Here is a 16,487-nt window from a genome sequence, read left to right on the forward strand (position 1 = left end):
CCTCCCTACATCACAATCGTACCAGTTTCAAAGACTGGACCATCTTCACACACGCGTTTATTGGCTGCTTGGCTTGCATTTTCCAGATGAACGACACAGGCATAGCAAGCTCCCATCCCACAGGCCATACGGGATTCCATTGAAATATAGGCCCGAGGGTGATCATAGAACTTGCTGTTGACGTATTTGAGCATACCAGGGGCTCCACATGAATAAACCGCATCAATATCTTCATTGAGTGTTTCCACTACAGTTGACACATTACCTTGGATCCCATAGGAACCATCGTCAGTTGTAATGGTCACTTGCCCATACTGCTTCAACTCTTCTTCAAGGATAACCGCTTCTTTAGTAGAAAATCCAAGGACAGAATGGACTTCTACTCCTTGCTCATGTAGCTGTTTAGCCACTTGGACCAAGGGAGGTACTCCAATCCCGCCACCGATAATCAAAGTACGCGCCCCTTGGCCAATACCTTTTAGGTCAAAGCCATTCCCTTGAGGACCCATGACACTTAGAAAACTACCAATAGGCAGCTGAGAAAAGATGGCCGTTCCGCCTCCTTCTACGCGATAGATGAGGCGACAGGTATGGCTGGCTTGATCAATCTCTGAGATAGAAATGGGACGACGAAGGAGCTTAGAGTCATCCGGTACACGGATATGGAGAAACTGCCCAGCTAGCATCTGCTCGACCATTTGCCCCTTCAAGACCATTGAAAAAATCCGTGGCGCAATTTCTTCTTGAGCGATTAACTCCATGTCTTCCATCATGATTTTTCCAAACCGTTTTTTACAGCTGTCACTGACCATTGGTTTCCTCTTCTTTCTTCCAGCAAAAAAGACCTCGCAAAAGCAAGGTCCTACAAATGATCAGCTAGACTCAGTCCGCTGATCTTTTTTTCTGTCTTTCCTTGCAGGCCTCTCTGGACCCCTTAAAGGTTAAATTTGTATCATTATATCGTGCTACTAGATGCTTGTCAAGTAGAAATCGGTGATTTAAGAAGCTTTCTTGGGATCAAAATCCTCTGGGATCGGTTTGATGTATTGCATGGCGATTCGGTTCTCAGGCTTGCGATCGACCAGGTAAAGAACCAACAAGAAGACCCATTCCAGAGGCTTCATCAGATAGTAAATGACATCCATAGCCCATTTCTTCTTGATATGTTTAGCAAAAGGATAGCCATAGCGGTCATAATTGCGACGTAAGAAGCGATGGAAACGTGGCGTCTTTTCTTCCAGTACTTGCTCAAAGGCATTGGCAATGCAGAGCTGTCGATTGACGACCACTGGATGACCATGCCGGACTCCCATCCGCTGGGGCTTGACCACCTTTTCATGGCCACCTGCTGCGACCGTACAGAGATAATGCTCATCTATGATCAGATTCTGAGGAGGAATCTTTTCCGAGAAAGTCCAATCTGCCGTATTGGTCCAGGCCTTGACCAAGCTATCAGGTCGCTGACCAAAAAGCATCAGAACCATGACCAATACAGCTAACAAGGGAAGGGCAAAGACGACCGCCAGCCAAGGCCAGTGTTTGGATTGGTGGAGGATGGTGTGAAAGCGCTGGAGAATGGGATTGTCATAGACCCTATTTGGATCAGACTCTCCCTCCCACTCCTTCATCCTGGTCCTTAAGAGACTAATGGAATAAACTAACCAGAAAACCGTGTGACAACCGATGACTTGCAACTGGATGTCAAACAATCCTACCAGCACCAAACCCATCAATATCCCACTGATACAAAAGATATTCAAAAGTGGAGACAAGGAATTAGCATCCCGGTAGGAATAAATGACCAGAGCCAAGAGGGAAATAAGAGCCAAGGTAATGATAGTTGGCAGAGCCTCTGTCCAAATCATGGTATGCTTCTGCTCATTAATGAGCTGTTTTGTCCAATCATAACCGGTCAGATCCTTTACCTGATAGATAATGAAAGATTCTAGAATACAGCCAAAGAATCCTATCCAAAGGATCACAAAGTACTTGCGATTGTTGACCCTTCGTTTAATTTTTTCCTCTTCTTTCTCGTCATAGACACCGACCAGCTCCTTTTCCAAGGTCTGGGCCTGTATCGTAGACCATCTAGAAATAACATACAGAATCACAAAGATATTAGGAACAAAATAACTGACCCCTAGGGCATGAACCAGAATTGTAACACTGTAAACTGCAACTCCAAAAATAGCATTCCAGAAACCCAAAGATTGGATATTTCCTGGCAAGCTCCCGACAATTAGAAAAGCAGACAAACTAAGAAATATCAGGAAGTTGGTCATAAAGTTCATCTTTAATACACTGGCTAAAAATTTAGTCTCCAGTTCCTGGTTCCATTTTTTGTACCAGTTAGCAATTTTTTTCATAAGGCCTCCAAAGCTTATCTTTTCCATCATTCTACCAAGGTGTTAACATTCCTTCAATTCTAAACCTGATTTATAGGGAAAAATCCTTCTAGAGACTGATACCAGCTAGGATTTTCTGCGAAAAGTATGTTAAAATATAAGCATGAGAATCCAACAATTACATTACATTATCAAAATCGTCGAAACAGGCTCTATGAATGAGGCATCCAAACAACTCTTCATTACCCAGCCAAGTTTGTCTAATGCTGTGCGGGACTTGGAAAAAGAAATGGGGATTGACATCTTCATCCGTAATCCCAAAGGTATCACTCTGACCAAGGATGGGATGGAGTTCCTTTCTTATGCCCGTCAAGTCGTGGAGCAGACCCAACTCTTAGAAGAACGCTATAAAAATCCAGTAGCCAATCGGGAGCTCTTTAGCGTATCATCCCAGCACTATGCCTTCGTGGTCGAAGCCTTCGTCTCTCTCCTCAAGAAAAGTGACATGGAGAAATACGAGCTCTTCCTACGGGAGACTAGAACCTGGGAAATCATCGATGACGTCAAGAACTTCCGAAGTGAGATTGGTGTCCTCTTCCTGAATGGGTACAACCGGGATGTCCTCTCAAAAATGCTAGATGATAGCCACCTCAAGGCAACCCACCTCTTCACAGCCCAGCCCCACATCTTCGTCAGCAAGTCCAATCCGTTGGCAAACAAAGATGTGGTCAAGCTAGAAGACCTAGAAGACTTCCCTTATCTCAGCTATGACCAAGGGACCCACAACTCCTTCTACTTCTCAGAAGAGATCCTCTCCCAAGAGCATCACAAAAAGTCTATCGTGGTCAGCGACCGTGCCACCCTCTTCAATCTCTTGATTGGTCTGGACGGCTACACTATTGCGACCGGTATCCTCAATAGCAACCTCAACGGAGACAATATCGTCTCCATCCCACTAGATATTGATGACCCAATCGAGCTGGTCTATATCCAACATGAGAAAGCTAGCCTCTCCAAGATGGGTGAGAAATTTATCGAATACTTACTTGAGGAAGTCCGATTTGATAAATAAGGACTAACCATCTACACAAGCCCAATAAAAACACCTGAAACAAGTAGCCTTCTACTTCCTTCAGGTGTTCTTTTATTGTCTTAATTTAGAAAACACTTGGCCAATCTTCCCTTCAATAACCAGGTCCGCCTGCTTGTCTTGCTGGATACTGGTTTTGTTGATCACGACAAGATTCTTCCCTTGGAAATATTGTATCAAGCTGGCTGCTGGATAGACCACAAGGGAAGTTCCACCGATGATGAGAAGGTCAGCCTCTTGGATAGCTCGAGCTGCTTGGCTAAAGACGTCCATATCGAGGGGTTCCTCGTAAAGGGTCACATCCGGCTTGACCACCTTGCCACAGTCGAGGCAATGAGGAATAGTCCCTGCCAAAGCTAGAAAGGCCTCCAGATCATAAAAGCGCTGACAGCCCGTACAGTAATTGCGATCGGCACTACCATGGAGTTTCAAGACTTTTTTAGATCCTGCCATCTCATGGAGACTATCAATATTTTGCGTCACCACTGCCTTAAGCTTCCCTGTCTGCTCCAGCCAAGCAAGATAACGATGGGCTACATTGGGTTTGGCATCAGGATAGAGCAGGTATTTCTTATAAAAGTCGAAAAAATCCTCTGGATAGCGCTCAAACATGGTATGAGAGACCAATTGCTCAGCTGTAAAATGACGACCTAAGGTGACACTATAGACGCCATCTGAGCTACGAAAATCTGGAATATTGGACTCTGTAGAGACACCTGCTCCACCAAAAAAGACAATATTCTGACTACGGTCAATCACGTCCTGCAACTCTTTTAGTTTATCCATGTCTTCCTCCTCACAAGAGAGCCTCGATAAGGGCATTGGCCTGGTCGAAATAAAAAGGTTCTCGTTGATAAACAATCCCCGTCTCCTGGGCCAAGCTCACTAAGAGCTCCATAAAATGTTGAGAAGAGAAACCTGTCGTCCGGTGCAATTTTTCCTCATCAAAGGGTTTGATCAAATGGGCCAAAGGATTGCGGACAGATTTTTCCAACTCCCGCAGTTGCTTGGCCGCATCCATGGTGGAATCCGGCAAGTCTAAAAGTAAAATCAACTCCGTCAAACTGGACGAATTGACTGCACTCTCGCTATGGAAATTCTGCAAGGCTGGATGGTCAGATGACCGAATTTTGTCAAACTTCCAATGGTCATAGCTAGACTCCTTGGAGTTGTGAATGTAGTCTGCAATATCAGGGATCTGCATTTCAATCAAGCGCATAAAGATCCGGTAAATAGCAGGACTCACCGCACGAATGAAGTCAATCATCTGATCGTTGCGGAGCTTAGCTTCTAAGTCATAAAGGTAGTTAGCTAGCTGTTCCTCTTCTGGATCCTCATGCCAAAAAAGCTGAAAACCTGTTGCATCCAGCAACTTGGTTCTCAACTTTTGGTTCATGATTGGCTGGATATTAAGCTCTCGACGCTCGGCCATTAAGTCCAATAAGGTCAAGACCAGCTCTGGCACTTCCTTCTGCTTCTTAGCAGAGCGGAGGGCCCGACCATACTGGTAGGTCTGAAGGTCGTAAAGCCACTCATCATGAAGATATTCTGTCATTAGTCTGCAATCAAGGTTTCAAGACCAACTTTCATCATATCTGTGAAAGTATTTTGACGTTCTTCAGCTGTCGTATCTTCTTCTGGATTGACCAAGCTATCAGAAATGGTCATGATGGCAAGGGCATCAACATGGTGTTGAGCGGCAAGATAGTAAAGCGCTGCCGCTTCCATTTCTACAGCTTTTACGCCCCATTTACCAAGCTCTAAGTTCTTTTCAAAGTAGTTTGAATAGAAGACATCAGAAGACAAGACATTGCCGACATGCGTCGTCATGCCAAGGTCTTTGGCAATGTGGTAGGCTTTATCTAACAAATCAAAGCTAGCGATTTGTGGGAAATCATACATAGGCCAATCATTGCGGATGATGTTTGAGTTGGTGGCTGCTGCTTGGGCCAAGACCAATTCACGGACATGGACATCGCCATTCAAAGAACCAGCGGTACCCACACGGATGAGCTTCTTCACACCGTAGTCTACGATCAACTCACGCGCATAGATAGAGATCGATGGCATCCCCATTCCAGTACCCATGACAGATACACGATGACCTTTGTAAGTACCCGTGTAACCAAACATGTTCCGAACTTCGTTGAAGCAAACAGCGTCTTCTAAAAAGTTCTCAGCGATAAATTTCGCACGAAGAGGATCTCCAGGGAGGAGAATTTTATCAGCAATTTCACCTTGCTTAGCAGCAATATGGATAGACATGTTTAAGATATAAAGGGCGACAGAGAACAAAGGAAAAATAGGAAACTGACGACGCATCGCAGATGCTAGGCAGTTTATCTTTTTTTCACAGTTCTCCGCCCGTATTCAGTTCAGCGAATACGGTTAACCCTTCCTTTCTGTGTGTATTTTTTGTTTAGAAAAGCTTTCCACTTGTACTCAAATTTGAACACAGGTTTCATGCTTTCTGTTTTCATAATAGAGGGCAGGCACCAAAAAGAGGGTTATTCTTAACCCGAATGAGCCTGTTTCCTTTATGCCTACTTAAATTATACCATAAGAAGATAGGATTCATCTAATGGATAGGTTAAAAGGCTAGTATGTAATTCTTCCGACCCTTAACCATCTTCTGACGCTCTCACTTTTGGTCTGATCAACCCTTTCCATGAAATCCGATCCAAGGCCCTTCCAAGTGCATGAGCTAGAAAAGCGGCTAGCAAAAGATAAGGCAGAGCTTCTAACCCTTGACCCGTAAAGCCGATTACTAGCCCTGTAGCAGAAAAGGGAGCATTTAGGGTCACGGTCAAAAAGCAAACAGCGCCAATCAGTAGTAGGGTAGATAGACCCTCAAATCCAAAAGCTAGAGTTATAAGTGACGCTCCTGCCATTCCCAGTGCAAAGGAAGGTGTCAGAGTCCCTCCGTAAGCCCCCGCCCAGAGAGTAAGCAAAACGACGAGTGCTTTTAGGACAAATAAGACTAATGCCGTCTTCCATGGAATGCCATTGATGACCTCCTGAGCGACCATTCGTCCATTTCCTAGAAGGTGGGGGAGGTTCTGAGCTAGGAAAGCTAAGAAAAGAAATGCCAGTGGAAGAGTCAGAAAAATACGCTGGTCTTTGATCCGATGAGCAGTGGCTTGCTTGGTCAAGCGCGCAAATCCATAAGCTAGGGGCGTTAAGACCAAGACTAAGATCGGCATCATCCACAATACCTGTAGTGACCAAGTCGTATCCAGCATCTTGTAGAGTGCATGATCTGAAATCACCCAACCTGCTACAAAAGCAGCTATATAGGTCGTGACCCCTGCTAGGACAAAGCGTTTAAGTGAAAATGCAATGCCTAAGGTTTCAAATATAAAAAACACACTCGTTAATGGGACTTGGTAAACCGCAGCCAAACCTGCCCCCGCCCCACAAGCGATTAGGAAAATACGATCTGTCAGAGATAGGTCAAAACCTTTCGCAAGAGGCCCTGCCAACAAGGCGCCAATCTCTCGGGGCGCTCCTTCTTTTCCGATAGGGGCCCCAGCTCCTACGGCAACGATTTGCCAGCTAGAATGGAGCAACTGTTTCCTGAAATGAAGGGCGGAACGGGAATCCTCCTCCTTCATCTGACCCTTGATGGAGAGGAGCTTCCCCTTTCGTTGTAAGAAATACCAGACTAAGGCCGAGGTAAGACCTACAATTAGTAAACTGATCCCTATCCGATAAGGAGGAACTCCATCCGTCAAAAAGTCAGACTGATGCTCTGATTGACCAAAGGCCAATCCTTCCACTAATTCTAAAAGGAAATGAAGAAAAATACCCGCTAAACCCGAAACAAGCCCTAGCAGACAAGCTACTAGGACCATTCTCAATTTATAGGGAATTGCTTGGATGGTTCTCACAATTCTTTCCATCTTTATTACAATTCAGCAAGAATCGCTTTCAGCAATCCTTTGAAGTCTCCTTTGACGCGCTCCGTCACTTCCACTACTTCTTCGTGGTTAAGCTCTTCTTGGAAACCAGCCGCAAAGTTGGTAATACATGAAATACCAAGAACTTTCAAACCAGAGTGAGCCGCAATGATGACTTCAGGAACAGTTGACATACCGACAGCATCTGCACCAAGAGTCTTATATGCACGGATTTCAGCTGGAGTTTCATAAGTTGGACCTGTCACACCGATATAAACCCCATCATCCAGTTTAATGCCCAATTTGTCTGCTACTTGATGAGCAGTCTCACGGTATTCTGGAGTGTAAGCTTTCGACATATCAGGGAAACGTGGACCAAAGTCATCCAAGTTTTCACCGATCAATGGGTTTTGACCTGTCATATTGATGTGGTCAGTAATAGCCATCAAGGTACCAGGACCGAAGCCGATACCTCCAGCAGCGTTGGTTACAAGCACTCCTTCACATCCCAAAACTTTCATGACACGAACTGGGAAAGTCACCACTTCCAATGGGTTTCCTTCGTAGAAGTGGAAACGACCTTGAAGAGCCAAGACTTTACGTCCAGCAAGATCACCATAAACCAATTTACCAGCGTGTCCGACTACTGTGGATTGACCCCAGTTTGGAATGTCAGAGTAGTCTACTACGACTGCATTTTCGATTTCTTCAGCCAATTCTCCAAGACCTGAACCAAGGATCAATCCGAACTCAGGAGCTTCGATTCCTTTGCCCTTCAAAAATGCTGCTGTTTCATTGATTTTTGCTAATAATGTCATTGTGTTTCTCCTTTTATTTCTTAAGTAATCTACCAATTTTGTCAAAGGTGTTAGCGTTGCGAATAGTGATCTCACGATAGAAAGGCATCTTCATCAGATGTTTGTGGTAGGCGGTTTTAGCGTAGCTTGCTTCTGAGAATTTCCCCCAGAAAACAGCTAGCTTGCCAAAGTGGAGCACTTCATCCCCTAGCTTCAAAGCAAGCAACTTCTCTTCTAGGGATTCCCTATCCAAGCCCTCGGTGTAAAAGAGCACATCCTTGCGAGCCATCTCTTCTGTCCACCATTGCGGTAAGTTTGCACATTCTGCTTCATAGTCTTTTCGACTCAGCAGAGAAAAGCGTTCAATAAAGGGATAATGTGTTTCAAAGAAGGTCGACAGGCACTCTAATAACTGAGATCGAGAAAGACCTGTCGTAAAGAAGATATTGCCACTGTTGATGTAGGTTTCCACTTGTTCCAATCCCAGCTCCGTCAATTCTTGACGAAGTTGAGCCATGACCACCTTGTTCTTGCCACCAATATTGATTCCTCTTACGAGTAAGGCAAAACGCGTCATCTTAGACCAATTTATCTAAGAAACTTTCACCGATCATGGCTTTCTCAACACCGAAGTTGTCCGCAATTGTTGCTGAGATGTCGGCGAAGTGTCCAACTGGAAGCAAGCCACTACCTTTAAAGGATGGGCTGTAAGCCAAGAATGGGATGTATTCACGCGTATGGTCAGTACCAGCGTAAGTTGGGTCATTCCCATGGTCAGCCGTAATCATCAAGAGGTCATCTTCGCGCATGGCTGCGATGATTTCTGGCAAGCGCTCGTCAAACTCATGCAAGCAATCACGGTAACCATGAGGATCACGACGGTGTCCGTAAAGAGCATCAAAGTCAACCAAGTTCGTGAATGAGAAACCATGTTTGAAATCTTCTGATTTCATCGCTTTGATCAAGTTGTCAATACCGTGGCTGTTTGATTTGTTGTGGCCCATATCGTGGTTGATACCTGCTCCGTTGAAGATATCACTGATCTTACCAACTGAGTAGGTGTCGATACCTGCATCGTTCAATTTGTCCAAAACTGTTGGAGCAAATGGAGATACAGCCAAGTCACGACGGTTTGCCGTACGTGTGAAGTTTCCAGGCTCACCAACATAAGGACGCGCAATGATCCGACCAAGAAGGGCTGGACGTTCCAAAGTGATGGAACGAGCGTATTCACAGATACGGTAAAGTTCATCCAAAGGAATGACGTCTTCGTGAGCTGCGATTTGAAGAACTGGGTCAGCTGATGTATAGATAATCAACTCGCCTGTTTCCATTTGGCGTGGTCCGAAGTCATCGATAACAGCTGTACCAGAATAAGGTTTGTTGGCCTCGCGGATGACCTTGCGACCTGAGAATTCTTCGATTTTTGTCAAGATTTCTTCTGGGAATCCATTCCAGAAAGTATCAAACGGTTCTGTAATATTAAGCCCCATGATTTCCCAGTGACCTGTCATAGTATCTTTTCCAAGAGAGACTTCTTCTAACTTGGTTGCGTAACCAGTTGGATTGCTCTCAGCTGGAACAGTCTTCAAGGCTTGTTCACGAGGAATATTTCCAAGACCAAGTTTTGCCATATTTGGTACATTCAAACCAACTGATTTTGAGATGTGACCAAGAGTATCTGATGAGCCATCAGGTACACCAGCATTGACAAAGTTATTAGCATCTGGAGCTGCTCCGATCCCTACAGAATCTAGTACCACCAAGTGAATACGATTAAATTTTGACATAAACTGCCTCTTTCCTTTATTAAACTAGCTATATTATACCACTTCCCTATAAGAAGAGAGCCGTTTTAAACCCGGACCCTCTTTAGAGAAACCTATTTTTCGATGATGACAGGGCCTTCTGGTGTCCCTACGATCACTTTTGAAATCATGTTCAAGAACAAACCGTGCTCTACAACCCCTACGGTGTGATCCAGTTCATTGGCCAGAGCTTCCGCATCCTGAATCACCTTGAGATCCAAGTCAATGATATAGTTGCCTTGGTCGGTGACAAAGCGTTGACCATCCTTTTCACGATAAGCTGGAGAATAGCCCTTCTTCTCAAAATGACGGAAAAGATTCTCTGCTCCGTATTGAACGACTTCTACTGGCAGTTTAAAGGCACCAAGCGTTTCCACTTGTTTTGACTCATCGACAATCCAGATGCAGTCTTTTGAGTTGGTTGCAACAATTTTCTCCATCAAGAGGGCACCGCCTCCACCTTTGATGCCGTTCAAAGCAGGGTCTACTTCGTCCGCACCATCGATGGTCAAGTCCACCACTTCGACATCATCGATCGCTTTGAGAGGAATTCCCAAGCCTTCTGCCTGTTCATAGGTCACGCTTGAGGTCGTTACAGCTGTAATCTGCAAGCCTTCTTCCTTGATGCGACGTCCCAATTCAGCCACAAAATAATAAGCAGTTGACCCTGTACCAAGACCGACAATCATGCCGTCTGTAACAAACTCAGCCGCCTTAATGCCAACCTGTTCTTTTAGGTTTACCATCTTAGACCTCCATTTCTATTCATATTTAGTATAGCATATTGGTCGACAGATTTCACCACTTAACTGAAAACCTTTTCAACTCCTCCTTCTAAAAGCAATGTCTTGCCCCTCTAGCTAGTTTACGATAGAATAGAAGAGAATACACAGGAAAAGAGAAGATAGATGATTACTAGAGAATTTGATACCATTGCTGCTATCTCGACTCCTCTCGGTGAGGGAGCGATCGGGATTGTCCGCCTAAGTGGGACAGACAGCTTTAAAATTGCACAAAAAATCTTTAAAGGAAAAGACTTAAGCAACGTGGCCAGCCACACCCTCAACTACGGCCACATCGTAGATCCAGCTAAGGATGAGATTCTGGATGAAGTCATGGTTGGAGCCATGCGCTCGCCTAAAACCTTCACTCGTGAAGACATTATCGAAATCAACACTCACGGTGGGATTGCGGTGACCAACGAAATCCTGCAATTGGTGATTCGTGAAGGGGCTCGTCTAGCGGAGCCTGGTGAATTTACCAAGCGGGCCTTCCTGAATGGTCGTGTCGACTTGACCCAGGCGGAGGCGGTCATGGATATTATCCGGGCCAAGACCGATAAGGCTATGAATATTGCAGTCAAACAGTTGGATGGATCCCTTTCTGATCTCATCAACAACACGCGCCAAGAGATCCTCAATACTCTGGCTCAAGTCGAAGTCAACATCGACTATCCTGAGTACGACGATGTCGAGGAAGCAACCACTGAGATCATTCGCGAAAAGACTACTGAATTTGAAGCCCTCTTGACCAACCTCCTCAAGACGGCTCGCCGTGGTAAGATTCTTCGCGAGGGGATTTCTACTGCTATCATCGGGCGACCTAACGTCGGCAAGTCTAGCCTTCTGAACAATCTCCTGCGCGAGGAAAAAGCCATCGTGACCGATATCGAAGGGACGACCCGTGACGTCATCGAGGAATACGTCAATATCAACGGGGTTCCCCTCAAGCTCGTCGATACGGCTGGAATCCGGGAGACAGAGGATATCGTCGAACGCATCGGGGTGGAACGCTCTCGGAAAGCCCTCAAAGAAGCTGATCTGGTCCTCCTGGTCCTCAACGCTAGCGAGCCTCTTACTGATCAAGATCGGCAGCTCCTTGAGATCTCCCAAGACAGCAACCGCATCATCCTTCTCAACAAGGTTGATCTCCCGCAACAAATCGAGTTGGACGAGATCCCAGCTGATCACATCAAGATTTCTGTCCTTAAAAACCAAAATATCAACCAAATTGAAGACCGCATCAACGCCCTCTTCTTTGAAAATGCTGGCCTAGTGGAGCAAGATGCTACTTACCTCTCAAATGCCCGCCATATCTCTCTCATCGAGAAAGCCGTTGAAAGCCTTCAAGCTGTCAACGAAGGCCTGGCCATGGGCATGCCAGTAGATCTCCTTCAAGTCGATCTGACCCGCACTTGGGAAATCCTTGGCGAAATCACAGGAGACGCTGCACCAGACGAGCTCATTACCCAACTCTTCAGCCAGTTCTGTCTTGGTAAGTAAAACTATTAAAATATACTATACTATTAGAGACTTTCCTTAGGTGAGTACGGACGTCAGCGAACTTCGAAGAAGTTCCATGACTTAGTTTTGAATCTAACGTTTCAAAACTCCCGAGTGCTTGAAACAATAATGTTTCAAGCACTTTTCTCACGGCGGAAAGTCTCAAGTATTTCTTCAAAAATCAAATTTGTTTAACAGCTACAGTTTCACTCATTAAAAAAATCTGTAAATCAGTTTTATATAATAATAAAAATGAGGCTGGGACAAAAGTCCTAGCCTCTAAATTGTCTTTGAATTGTCGAGCAAGACGCAGTGGTTGAGTGGGCTCTACTACGCTGATTTCATCAGCTTTTACAGCCCTACTCAACTGTGCGGAGGTGGGACAACGAAATCGAATTCTAACAAATGACCGATTTCTATCCCACTCTCATTCTTTTTTATTTCCCTTGTTCTAATCGCTCGACGGTTTGGTAAGCTTGGTAGATCAAGAAGAGTCCTACTGCTGTTAAGAAAGGAATAGCAAGAGGGAGTTCTGTCTCGATTTGGCCAAATGGTGAATTGCCAATAAAGTGAAGGCCAAAGCCAGCTACTAAATAGAACCAACCAGTCAGCATCAAGTCCTTGCGACCTTTTGTAGCTTGAATGATCAAGTAGAGACCTAGCATGAACAGAGCTGTGTAGACCCAGTGAGATACGACCCCATTCATGATCCGCCCTAAGATACCAGATACTGCATAAGAGAAGCCTTCTGGCATATCTTGACGGATATAGGCAAAGTCCTCCACAATCTGGAAACCAAGACCAGAAGCAATCGCTAAAAGGAAGATGGACTTGATCCGACGCACATTGAACAAATAGAGGACAAAGAAGATCGGAATCAACTTGAAGGGTTCCTCAAAGAGGGGCCCTGCAATAGCACTCTCATACTGGTTCCAAAAATCGCTATTGGGCGCTACTGCTTGAATCATCTCATGGAAATAGGTATTGGCAAAACTAGACAACCAACCTGCGATCAAGCCGCCACCTAGAAGTGAAAAGAGGACTGGAATCCAGGACAACTTCCACTTCTTAGCGAAATGAAAGAGAGCCCAAACAGCAGGAATCGCATATACTAGAAGCAAGAGGACAGAGATACCAATGATCCCATACTGGGACCCAGTCATCCAACCAGCAGTGATAGACTGCGTCTCATAAGCTAGACCAATGGAGAGCAAGAATAAAAATAGAAACAAAATCGATTTGCGTTTCATAAAAAACCTTTCTTTAAAACAATTAAAAAGGCTGGAAATCCAGTCTTTTTGTCTGTATGGTTATTGTAACAATAAAAACTTAAAAAAACAATAAATGGATACGGAAATTGCGAATACTGGTTGCTGCTGTTTATTGATGATATTTTTGGGACCATTCGAAACAACACAGATCTAAAACATCAACACACGGTTCAACTATAAGTGTTTCATTTCTAATTCTGCCCCTGCTGGCATATAAAAGATTCTTAGAAATGTTATTCTAATAGGCTTTAGATAATTCAGGTCAATTCTGTCTAACTTATTTTTATATCAACCTTTACTTTAACACTTTTTATAACTCATCAATTCACCGATGGTGCTCTTTTGAGTTCTACTTTACTACGGTAATTCTACCTTCAAAGTCATATCCGTCGGTTGTAACACTTTTTGAACCTCTACGAGGAAGGCTAGTCCATTATCAGATGGAGAATACTGCAATGTGATATGGATGACTTTTTTGTCAAAGTTATCGCCATATCGCTCCACATATTGCTTGCTTTCTAGGAAATAGATGTAATTGTTAATTTTTTCCTGCAAAATTTTCAAATGAACCGCTTCTATTTCTTCCTGCCAATCAAGAGGGTCTACTAGAAGAAGTTCCAAATAATTTTCAACTATACCAATTGCGTCCAGTTCATTTGGTTTTAGTTCTGAGGAGATAGTTTTTTGTATCAGTTCTTCAAATTCTTGAATAGAAAACAACTGTTTAATAGATGATGGATTTACTAACATACGAACTGGTGAGGATCTAAAGTAATTTTGTCTAGCTACTTCTTTACTTCCCTTAGTCACCCATTCTCCAGTTCGTAAGAACAGCTCAACCTCGTAAGCATCCTGTTCTGACCTTAAAGCTTTATCTACTAATTCTTTACTAAGTGGATAAGTAACTTCTCTATCTTGAATTCCCCCTGTCATCCAGGAAATTGTATAATTACCATTTTCTTCAGTTATAATAAACCCATTTCTTTTTATTATTGTCATAGTATTCCTTTTTGTCTATTTCAATGGCGATACATAATCATCTGGAAGTTTGCTTCTCCAGTCAATCCATTTTTTCTCAGCAAGTGGAAAAAATCGCTCAATCTCTCCCTGTATTATACCATACAAGGGCTTTCTCCAAGATCCGTTCTAGCATAAATTAAACAAAAAAAACACTGAATTTTCAGTGTTTTCTTTTTAAATTCTGTCCCCTGCTGGAATCGAACCAGCAACTACTCCTTAGGAGGGAGTTGTTATATCCATTGAACTAAGGGGACCTATAAAAAAAGAAGCGAGATTACTCCCGCCTCCTCATTCGTCTTAACGACGGATTTCTTTAATACGAGCTGCTTTACCTTGCAATGCACGAAGGTAGTACAATTTCGCACGACGTACTTTACCGTAACGTACAACTTCAATCTTTTCTACACGTGGAGTGTGTACTGGGAATGTACGTTCAACACCGACACCGTTAGAGATTTTACGAACAGTGTACATTTCAGTGTGTCCTTGACCTTTACGAGCGATAACAACGCCTTCAAAGATCTGGATACGTTCACGAGTTCCTTCGACAACTTTCGCGTGTACACGAACAGTGTCACCAGGACGGAATGCAGGGATATCAGTACGAAGTTGACCTTCAGTCAAGCTTTGAATTAATGGATTCATTTTATTCTCCTATCTTCGTCAATCTTGAGGGCTACTCCCTCAGCGGATAAACTGTATTTTTGTGCTTCCATTACGCACAAAGTTTATAATACCAAAAGAATGTCCTTTTGTAAAGGATTATTGCAACTTTTTCGCAACTTTTTGTCCACCATAGATAGACAGGGCTGGAAAGAGGCGAGTTGCGACCAGACAGACCAAGAGAAAGGCTGGCCAATGTTGGAAACCAAAGACCTCACACCCGATCAAGATTGGTCCAATCGTGGTCGAGGTTGCTCCGGCAAAGACTGCCGCATAGCCCAAGGCAGCTACCAGATAAACCGGAAGTCCAAAGAAAGGAGCTAGCCAAACACCCAGACTGGCCCCGATAGAAAAGAGTGGAGTCACTTCTCCTCCCTTATAGCCTGCCGCAATGGTCGACACCGTGAAGAGGAGCTTGAGGATCCAGTCTGCCCCAGTGATCAAGCCCTTCCCATCAGCTCCTTCAAAACTTTGGGAGATCAGATTGGTCCCCAGTCCCGTGTAGCGACCTGCTCCAATCAGATACAAGAGAATACTCAGACCGAGGCCAACCACTCCAATCCGCACATAGGGATTGGCAAAGGTCCTGGTAAAGCTTTGTTTAAAGGTGCCTAGGAGATAGGCAAAGAGCTTGCCTGTCAGACCAAAGATGACTCCCAAAAGAAGTAACTGCAAGAAGACTTGTGGGGATAGGGAGAGCTTGGCAGAAATGATCTGGGTAAACTTCTCTAGGCCCAAGGTGTGAGAAGTCCAACTAGCAACAAAGGCTGCAATGGCCGCAGGATAAAGAGCCCGCCACTCCAGTCTCCCAACCACTAGGACCTCCATAGCAAAGAAGATAGCAGCTAGAGGCGTCTGAAAGAGTCCTCCGAAGCCGGCAGCCATCCCAGTGACCAAATAGATACGTGAAGCGTGAGGGCCAAGTCCCTCTCTTCGAAGAGCATGGGCCACCGTTCCCCCAAGCTGGACCGCTACTCCTTCTCGACCAGCAGATCCACCAAAGAGATGGGTCAACCAGGTAGAAAGGATGGTCAAGGGAATCAAGCGCTTGGGAATGGCTTTCTCCCTTCCCTCTCCTACTTCAAAGAGGAGCTCCATCCCTTTTTGACTCTTACCTCCATAGGTGCGATTGAGATAGGTGATCAAGATACCGGCTAGAGGCAGAAAGGGTAAGAGATAGAGAAGGTAATCCGTACGAACCTCTCCAATCCCAATCAAGACACGCCCGAAGAGAGTATCAATTACCCCGACGATCCCCCCGATCATAATGGCATCTAGGGTATATACTAAGGTTCTTTTACTTATCGTCATC

General features: G+C 44.6%; 16 protein-coding genes and 1 tRNA gene. 2 read left to right on the top strand and 15 right to left on the bottom strand.

Going from position 1 to position 16,487, the window contains the following annotated elements; all coding sequences use genetic code 11:
* Window positions 1–5: 5 nt before the first annotated feature.
* Complete coding sequence (locus DW930_RS02545) at window positions 6–812, bottom strand: dihydroorotate dehydrogenase electron transfer subunit (protein WP_123159240.1); 807 nt, start codon at window positions 810–812, stop codon at window positions 6–8.
* A 186-nt stretch (window positions 813–998) separates the two neighbouring features.
* Complete coding sequence (locus DW930_RS02550) at window positions 999–2,366, bottom strand: DUF6688 family protein (RefSeq protein ID WP_120702354.1); 1,368 nt, start codon at window positions 2,364–2,366, stop codon at window positions 999–1,001.
* A 142-nt stretch (window positions 2,367–2,508) separates the two neighbouring features.
* On the opposite strand from DW930_RS02550, the gene DW930_RS02555 reads away from it, so the two are divergent.
* Window positions 2,509–3,417: a LysR family transcriptional regulator gene (locus DW930_RS02555; protein WP_120701981.1), complete on the top strand. Its 909-nt coding sequence runs from the start codon at window positions 2,509–2,511 to the stop codon at window positions 3,415–3,417.
* A 72-nt stretch (window positions 3,418–3,489) separates the two neighbouring features.
* Here the strand turns inward: DW930_RS02555 and DW930_RS02560 are convergent, their stop codons facing one another.
* The 8 genes from DW930_RS02560 to rpiA all read right to left on the bottom strand — a co-directional run bounded on the left by DW930_RS02560 (window position 3,490) and on the right by rpiA (window position 10,685).
* On the bottom strand, window positions 3,490–4,221 hold the full coding sequence (locus DW930_RS02560) for an NAD-dependent protein deacylase (protein ID WP_123159241.1): 732 nt from the start codon (window positions 4,219–4,221) through the stop codon (window positions 3,490–3,492).
* 10 nt (window positions 4,222–4,231) lie between these two features.
* Complete coding sequence (locus tag DW930_RS02565; RefSeq protein WP_123159242.1) at window positions 4,232–4,990, bottom strand: hypothetical protein; 759 nt, start codon at window positions 4,988–4,990, stop codon at window positions 4,232–4,234.
* Window positions 4,990–5,700: a purine-nucleoside phosphorylase gene (deoD, locus tag DW930_RS02570; RefSeq protein WP_042507506.1), complete on the bottom strand. Its 711-nt coding sequence runs from the start codon at window positions 5,698–5,700 to the stop codon at window positions 4,990–4,992. Before deoD ends, DW930_RS02565 begins: the two co-directional genes overlap by 1 nt.
* A gap of 356 nt (window positions 5,701–6,056) precedes the next feature.
* The gene (locus tag DW930_RS02575; RefSeq protein WP_207801595.1) at window positions 6,057–7,337 is read right to left on the bottom strand and encodes a chloride channel protein; all 1,281 of its coding nucleotides are present in this window, start codon (window positions 7,335–7,337) and stop codon (window positions 6,057–6,059) included.
* Between the two features lie 5 nt (window positions 7,338–7,342).
* Window positions 7,343–8,152 carry a purine-nucleoside phosphorylase gene (locus DW930_RS02580; protein WP_123159244.1) on the bottom strand — a complete coding sequence of 270 codons (810 nt, stop codon included), beginning with the start codon at window positions 8,150–8,152 and terminating at the stop codon, window positions 7,343–7,345.
* A gap of 13 nt (window positions 8,153–8,165) precedes the next feature.
* Window positions 8,166–8,708 carry a DUF1697 domain-containing protein gene (locus DW930_RS02585; RefSeq protein WP_123159245.1) on the bottom strand — a complete coding sequence of 181 codons (543 nt, stop codon included), beginning with the start codon at window positions 8,706–8,708 and terminating at the stop codon, window positions 8,166–8,168.
* A gap of 1 nt (window position 8,709) precedes the next feature.
* Window positions 8,710–9,921: a phosphopentomutase gene (locus tag DW930_RS02590; RefSeq protein WP_123159246.1), complete on the bottom strand. Its 1,212-nt coding sequence runs from the start codon at window positions 9,919–9,921 to the stop codon at window positions 8,710–8,712.
* 92 nt (window positions 9,922–10,013) lie between these two features.
* The gene (gene rpiA / locus DW930_RS02595; protein WP_123159247.1) at window positions 10,014–10,685 is read right to left on the bottom strand and encodes a ribose-5-phosphate isomerase RpiA; all 672 of its coding nucleotides are present in this window, start codon (window positions 10,683–10,685) and stop codon (window positions 10,014–10,016) included.
* A gap of 162 nt (window positions 10,686–10,847) precedes the next feature.
* On the opposite strand from rpiA, the gene mnmE reads away from it, so the two are divergent.
* Window positions 10,848–12,221: a tRNA uridine-5-carboxymethylaminomethyl(34) synthesis GTPase MnmE gene (mnmE, locus tag DW930_RS02600; RefSeq protein WP_123159248.1), complete on the top strand. Its 1,374-nt coding sequence runs from the start codon at window positions 10,848–10,850 to the stop codon at window positions 12,219–12,221.
* 437 nt (window positions 12,222–12,658) lie between these two features.
* Here the strand turns inward: mnmE and DW930_RS02610 are convergent, their stop codons facing one another.
* From DW930_RS02610 to DW930_RS02630, 5 genes are all read right to left on the bottom strand, one after another.
* The gene (locus DW930_RS02610) at window positions 12,659–13,471 is read right to left on the bottom strand and encodes a PrsW family glutamic-type intramembrane protease (protein WP_023023061.1); all 813 of its coding nucleotides are present in this window, start codon (window positions 13,469–13,471) and stop codon (window positions 12,659–12,661) included.
* Window positions 13,472–13,849: 378 nt separating this feature from the next.
* Window positions 13,850–14,491, bottom strand: coding sequence for a DUF6572 domain-containing protein (locus DW930_RS02615; RefSeq protein WP_023023059.1), 642 nt, complete (start codon window positions 14,489–14,491; stop codon window positions 13,850–13,852).
* 203 nt (window positions 14,492–14,694) lie between these two features.
* Window positions 14,695–14,766 (bottom strand) — tRNA-Arg (locus DW930_RS02620).
* A gap of 43 nt (window positions 14,767–14,809) precedes the next feature.
* Window positions 14,810–15,157, bottom strand: coding sequence for a 50S ribosomal protein L19 (rplS, locus tag DW930_RS02625; RefSeq protein WP_003016418.1), 348 nt, complete (start codon window positions 15,155–15,157; stop codon window positions 14,810–14,812).
* Window positions 15,158–15,274: 117 nt separating this feature from the next.
* Window positions 15,275–16,486, bottom strand: a complete 1,212-nt coding sequence (locus tag DW930_RS02630) for a chloride channel protein (protein ID WP_123159249.1) — start codon at window positions 16,484–16,486, stop codon at window positions 15,275–15,277.
* Window position 16,487: the final 1 nt, after the last annotated feature.

The organism is Streptococcus sp. AM43-2AT, from assembly GCF_003603405.1.
Taxonomy (GTDB): Bacteria; Bacillota; Bacilli; order Lactobacillales; family Streptococcaceae; genus Streptococcus; species Streptococcus ilei.

Coding starts and splice junctions, on each gene's coding strand:
- DW930_RS02545 (WP_123159240.1), bottom strand. CDS start 812: ATGGTCAGTGACAGCTGTAAAAAACGGTTTGGAAAAATCATGATGGAA.
- DW930_RS02550 (WP_120702354.1), bottom strand. CDS start 2,366: ATGAAAAAAATTGCTAACTGGTACAAAAAATGGAACCAGGAACTGGAG.
- DW930_RS02555 (WP_120701981.1), top strand. CDS start 2,509: ATGAGAATCCAACAATTACATTACATTATCAAAATCGTCGAAACAGGC.
- DW930_RS02560 (WP_123159241.1), bottom strand. CDS start 4,221: ATGGATAAACTAAAAGAGTTGCAGGACGTGATTGACCGTAGTCAGAAT.
- DW930_RS02565 (WP_123159242.1), bottom strand. CDS start 4,990: ATGACAGAATATCTTCATGATGAGTGGCTTTACGACCTTCAGACCTAC.
- deoD (WP_042507506.1), bottom strand. CDS start 5,700: ATGTCTATCCATATTGCTGCTAAGCAAGGTGAAATTGCTGATAAAATT.
- DW930_RS02575 (WP_207801595.1), bottom strand. CDS start 7,337: ATGGAAAGAATTGTGAGAACCATCCAAGCAATTCCCTATAAATTGAGA.
- DW930_RS02580 (WP_123159244.1), bottom strand. CDS start 8,152: ATGACATTATTAGCAAAAATCAATGAAACAGCAGCATTTTTGAAGGGC.
- DW930_RS02585 (WP_123159245.1), bottom strand. CDS start 8,708: ATGACGCGTTTTGCCTTACTCGTAAGAGGAATCAATATTGGTGGCAAG.
- DW930_RS02590 (WP_123159246.1), bottom strand. CDS start 9,921: ATGTCAAAATTTAATCGTATTCACTTGGTGGTACTAGATTCTGTAGGG.
- rpiA (WP_123159247.1), bottom strand. CDS start 10,685: ATGGTAAACCTAAAAGAACAGGTTGGCATTAAGGCGGCTGAGTTTGTT.
- mnmE (WP_123159248.1), top strand. CDS start 10,848: ATGATTACTAGAGAATTTGATACCATTGCTGCTATCTCGACTCCTCTC.
- DW930_RS02610 (WP_023023061.1), bottom strand. CDS start 13,471: ATGAAACGCAAATCGATTTTGTTTCTATTTTTATTCTTGCTCTCCATT.
- DW930_RS02615 (WP_023023059.1), bottom strand. CDS start 14,491: ATGACAATAATAAAAAGAAATGGGTTTATTATAACTGAAGAAAATGGT.
- rplS (WP_003016418.1), bottom strand. CDS start 15,157: ATGAATCCATTAATTCAAAGCTTGACTGAAGGTCAACTTCGTACTGAT.
- DW930_RS02630 (WP_123159249.1), bottom strand. CDS start 16,486: ATGACGATAAGTAAAAGAACCTTAGTATATACCCTAGATGCCATTATG.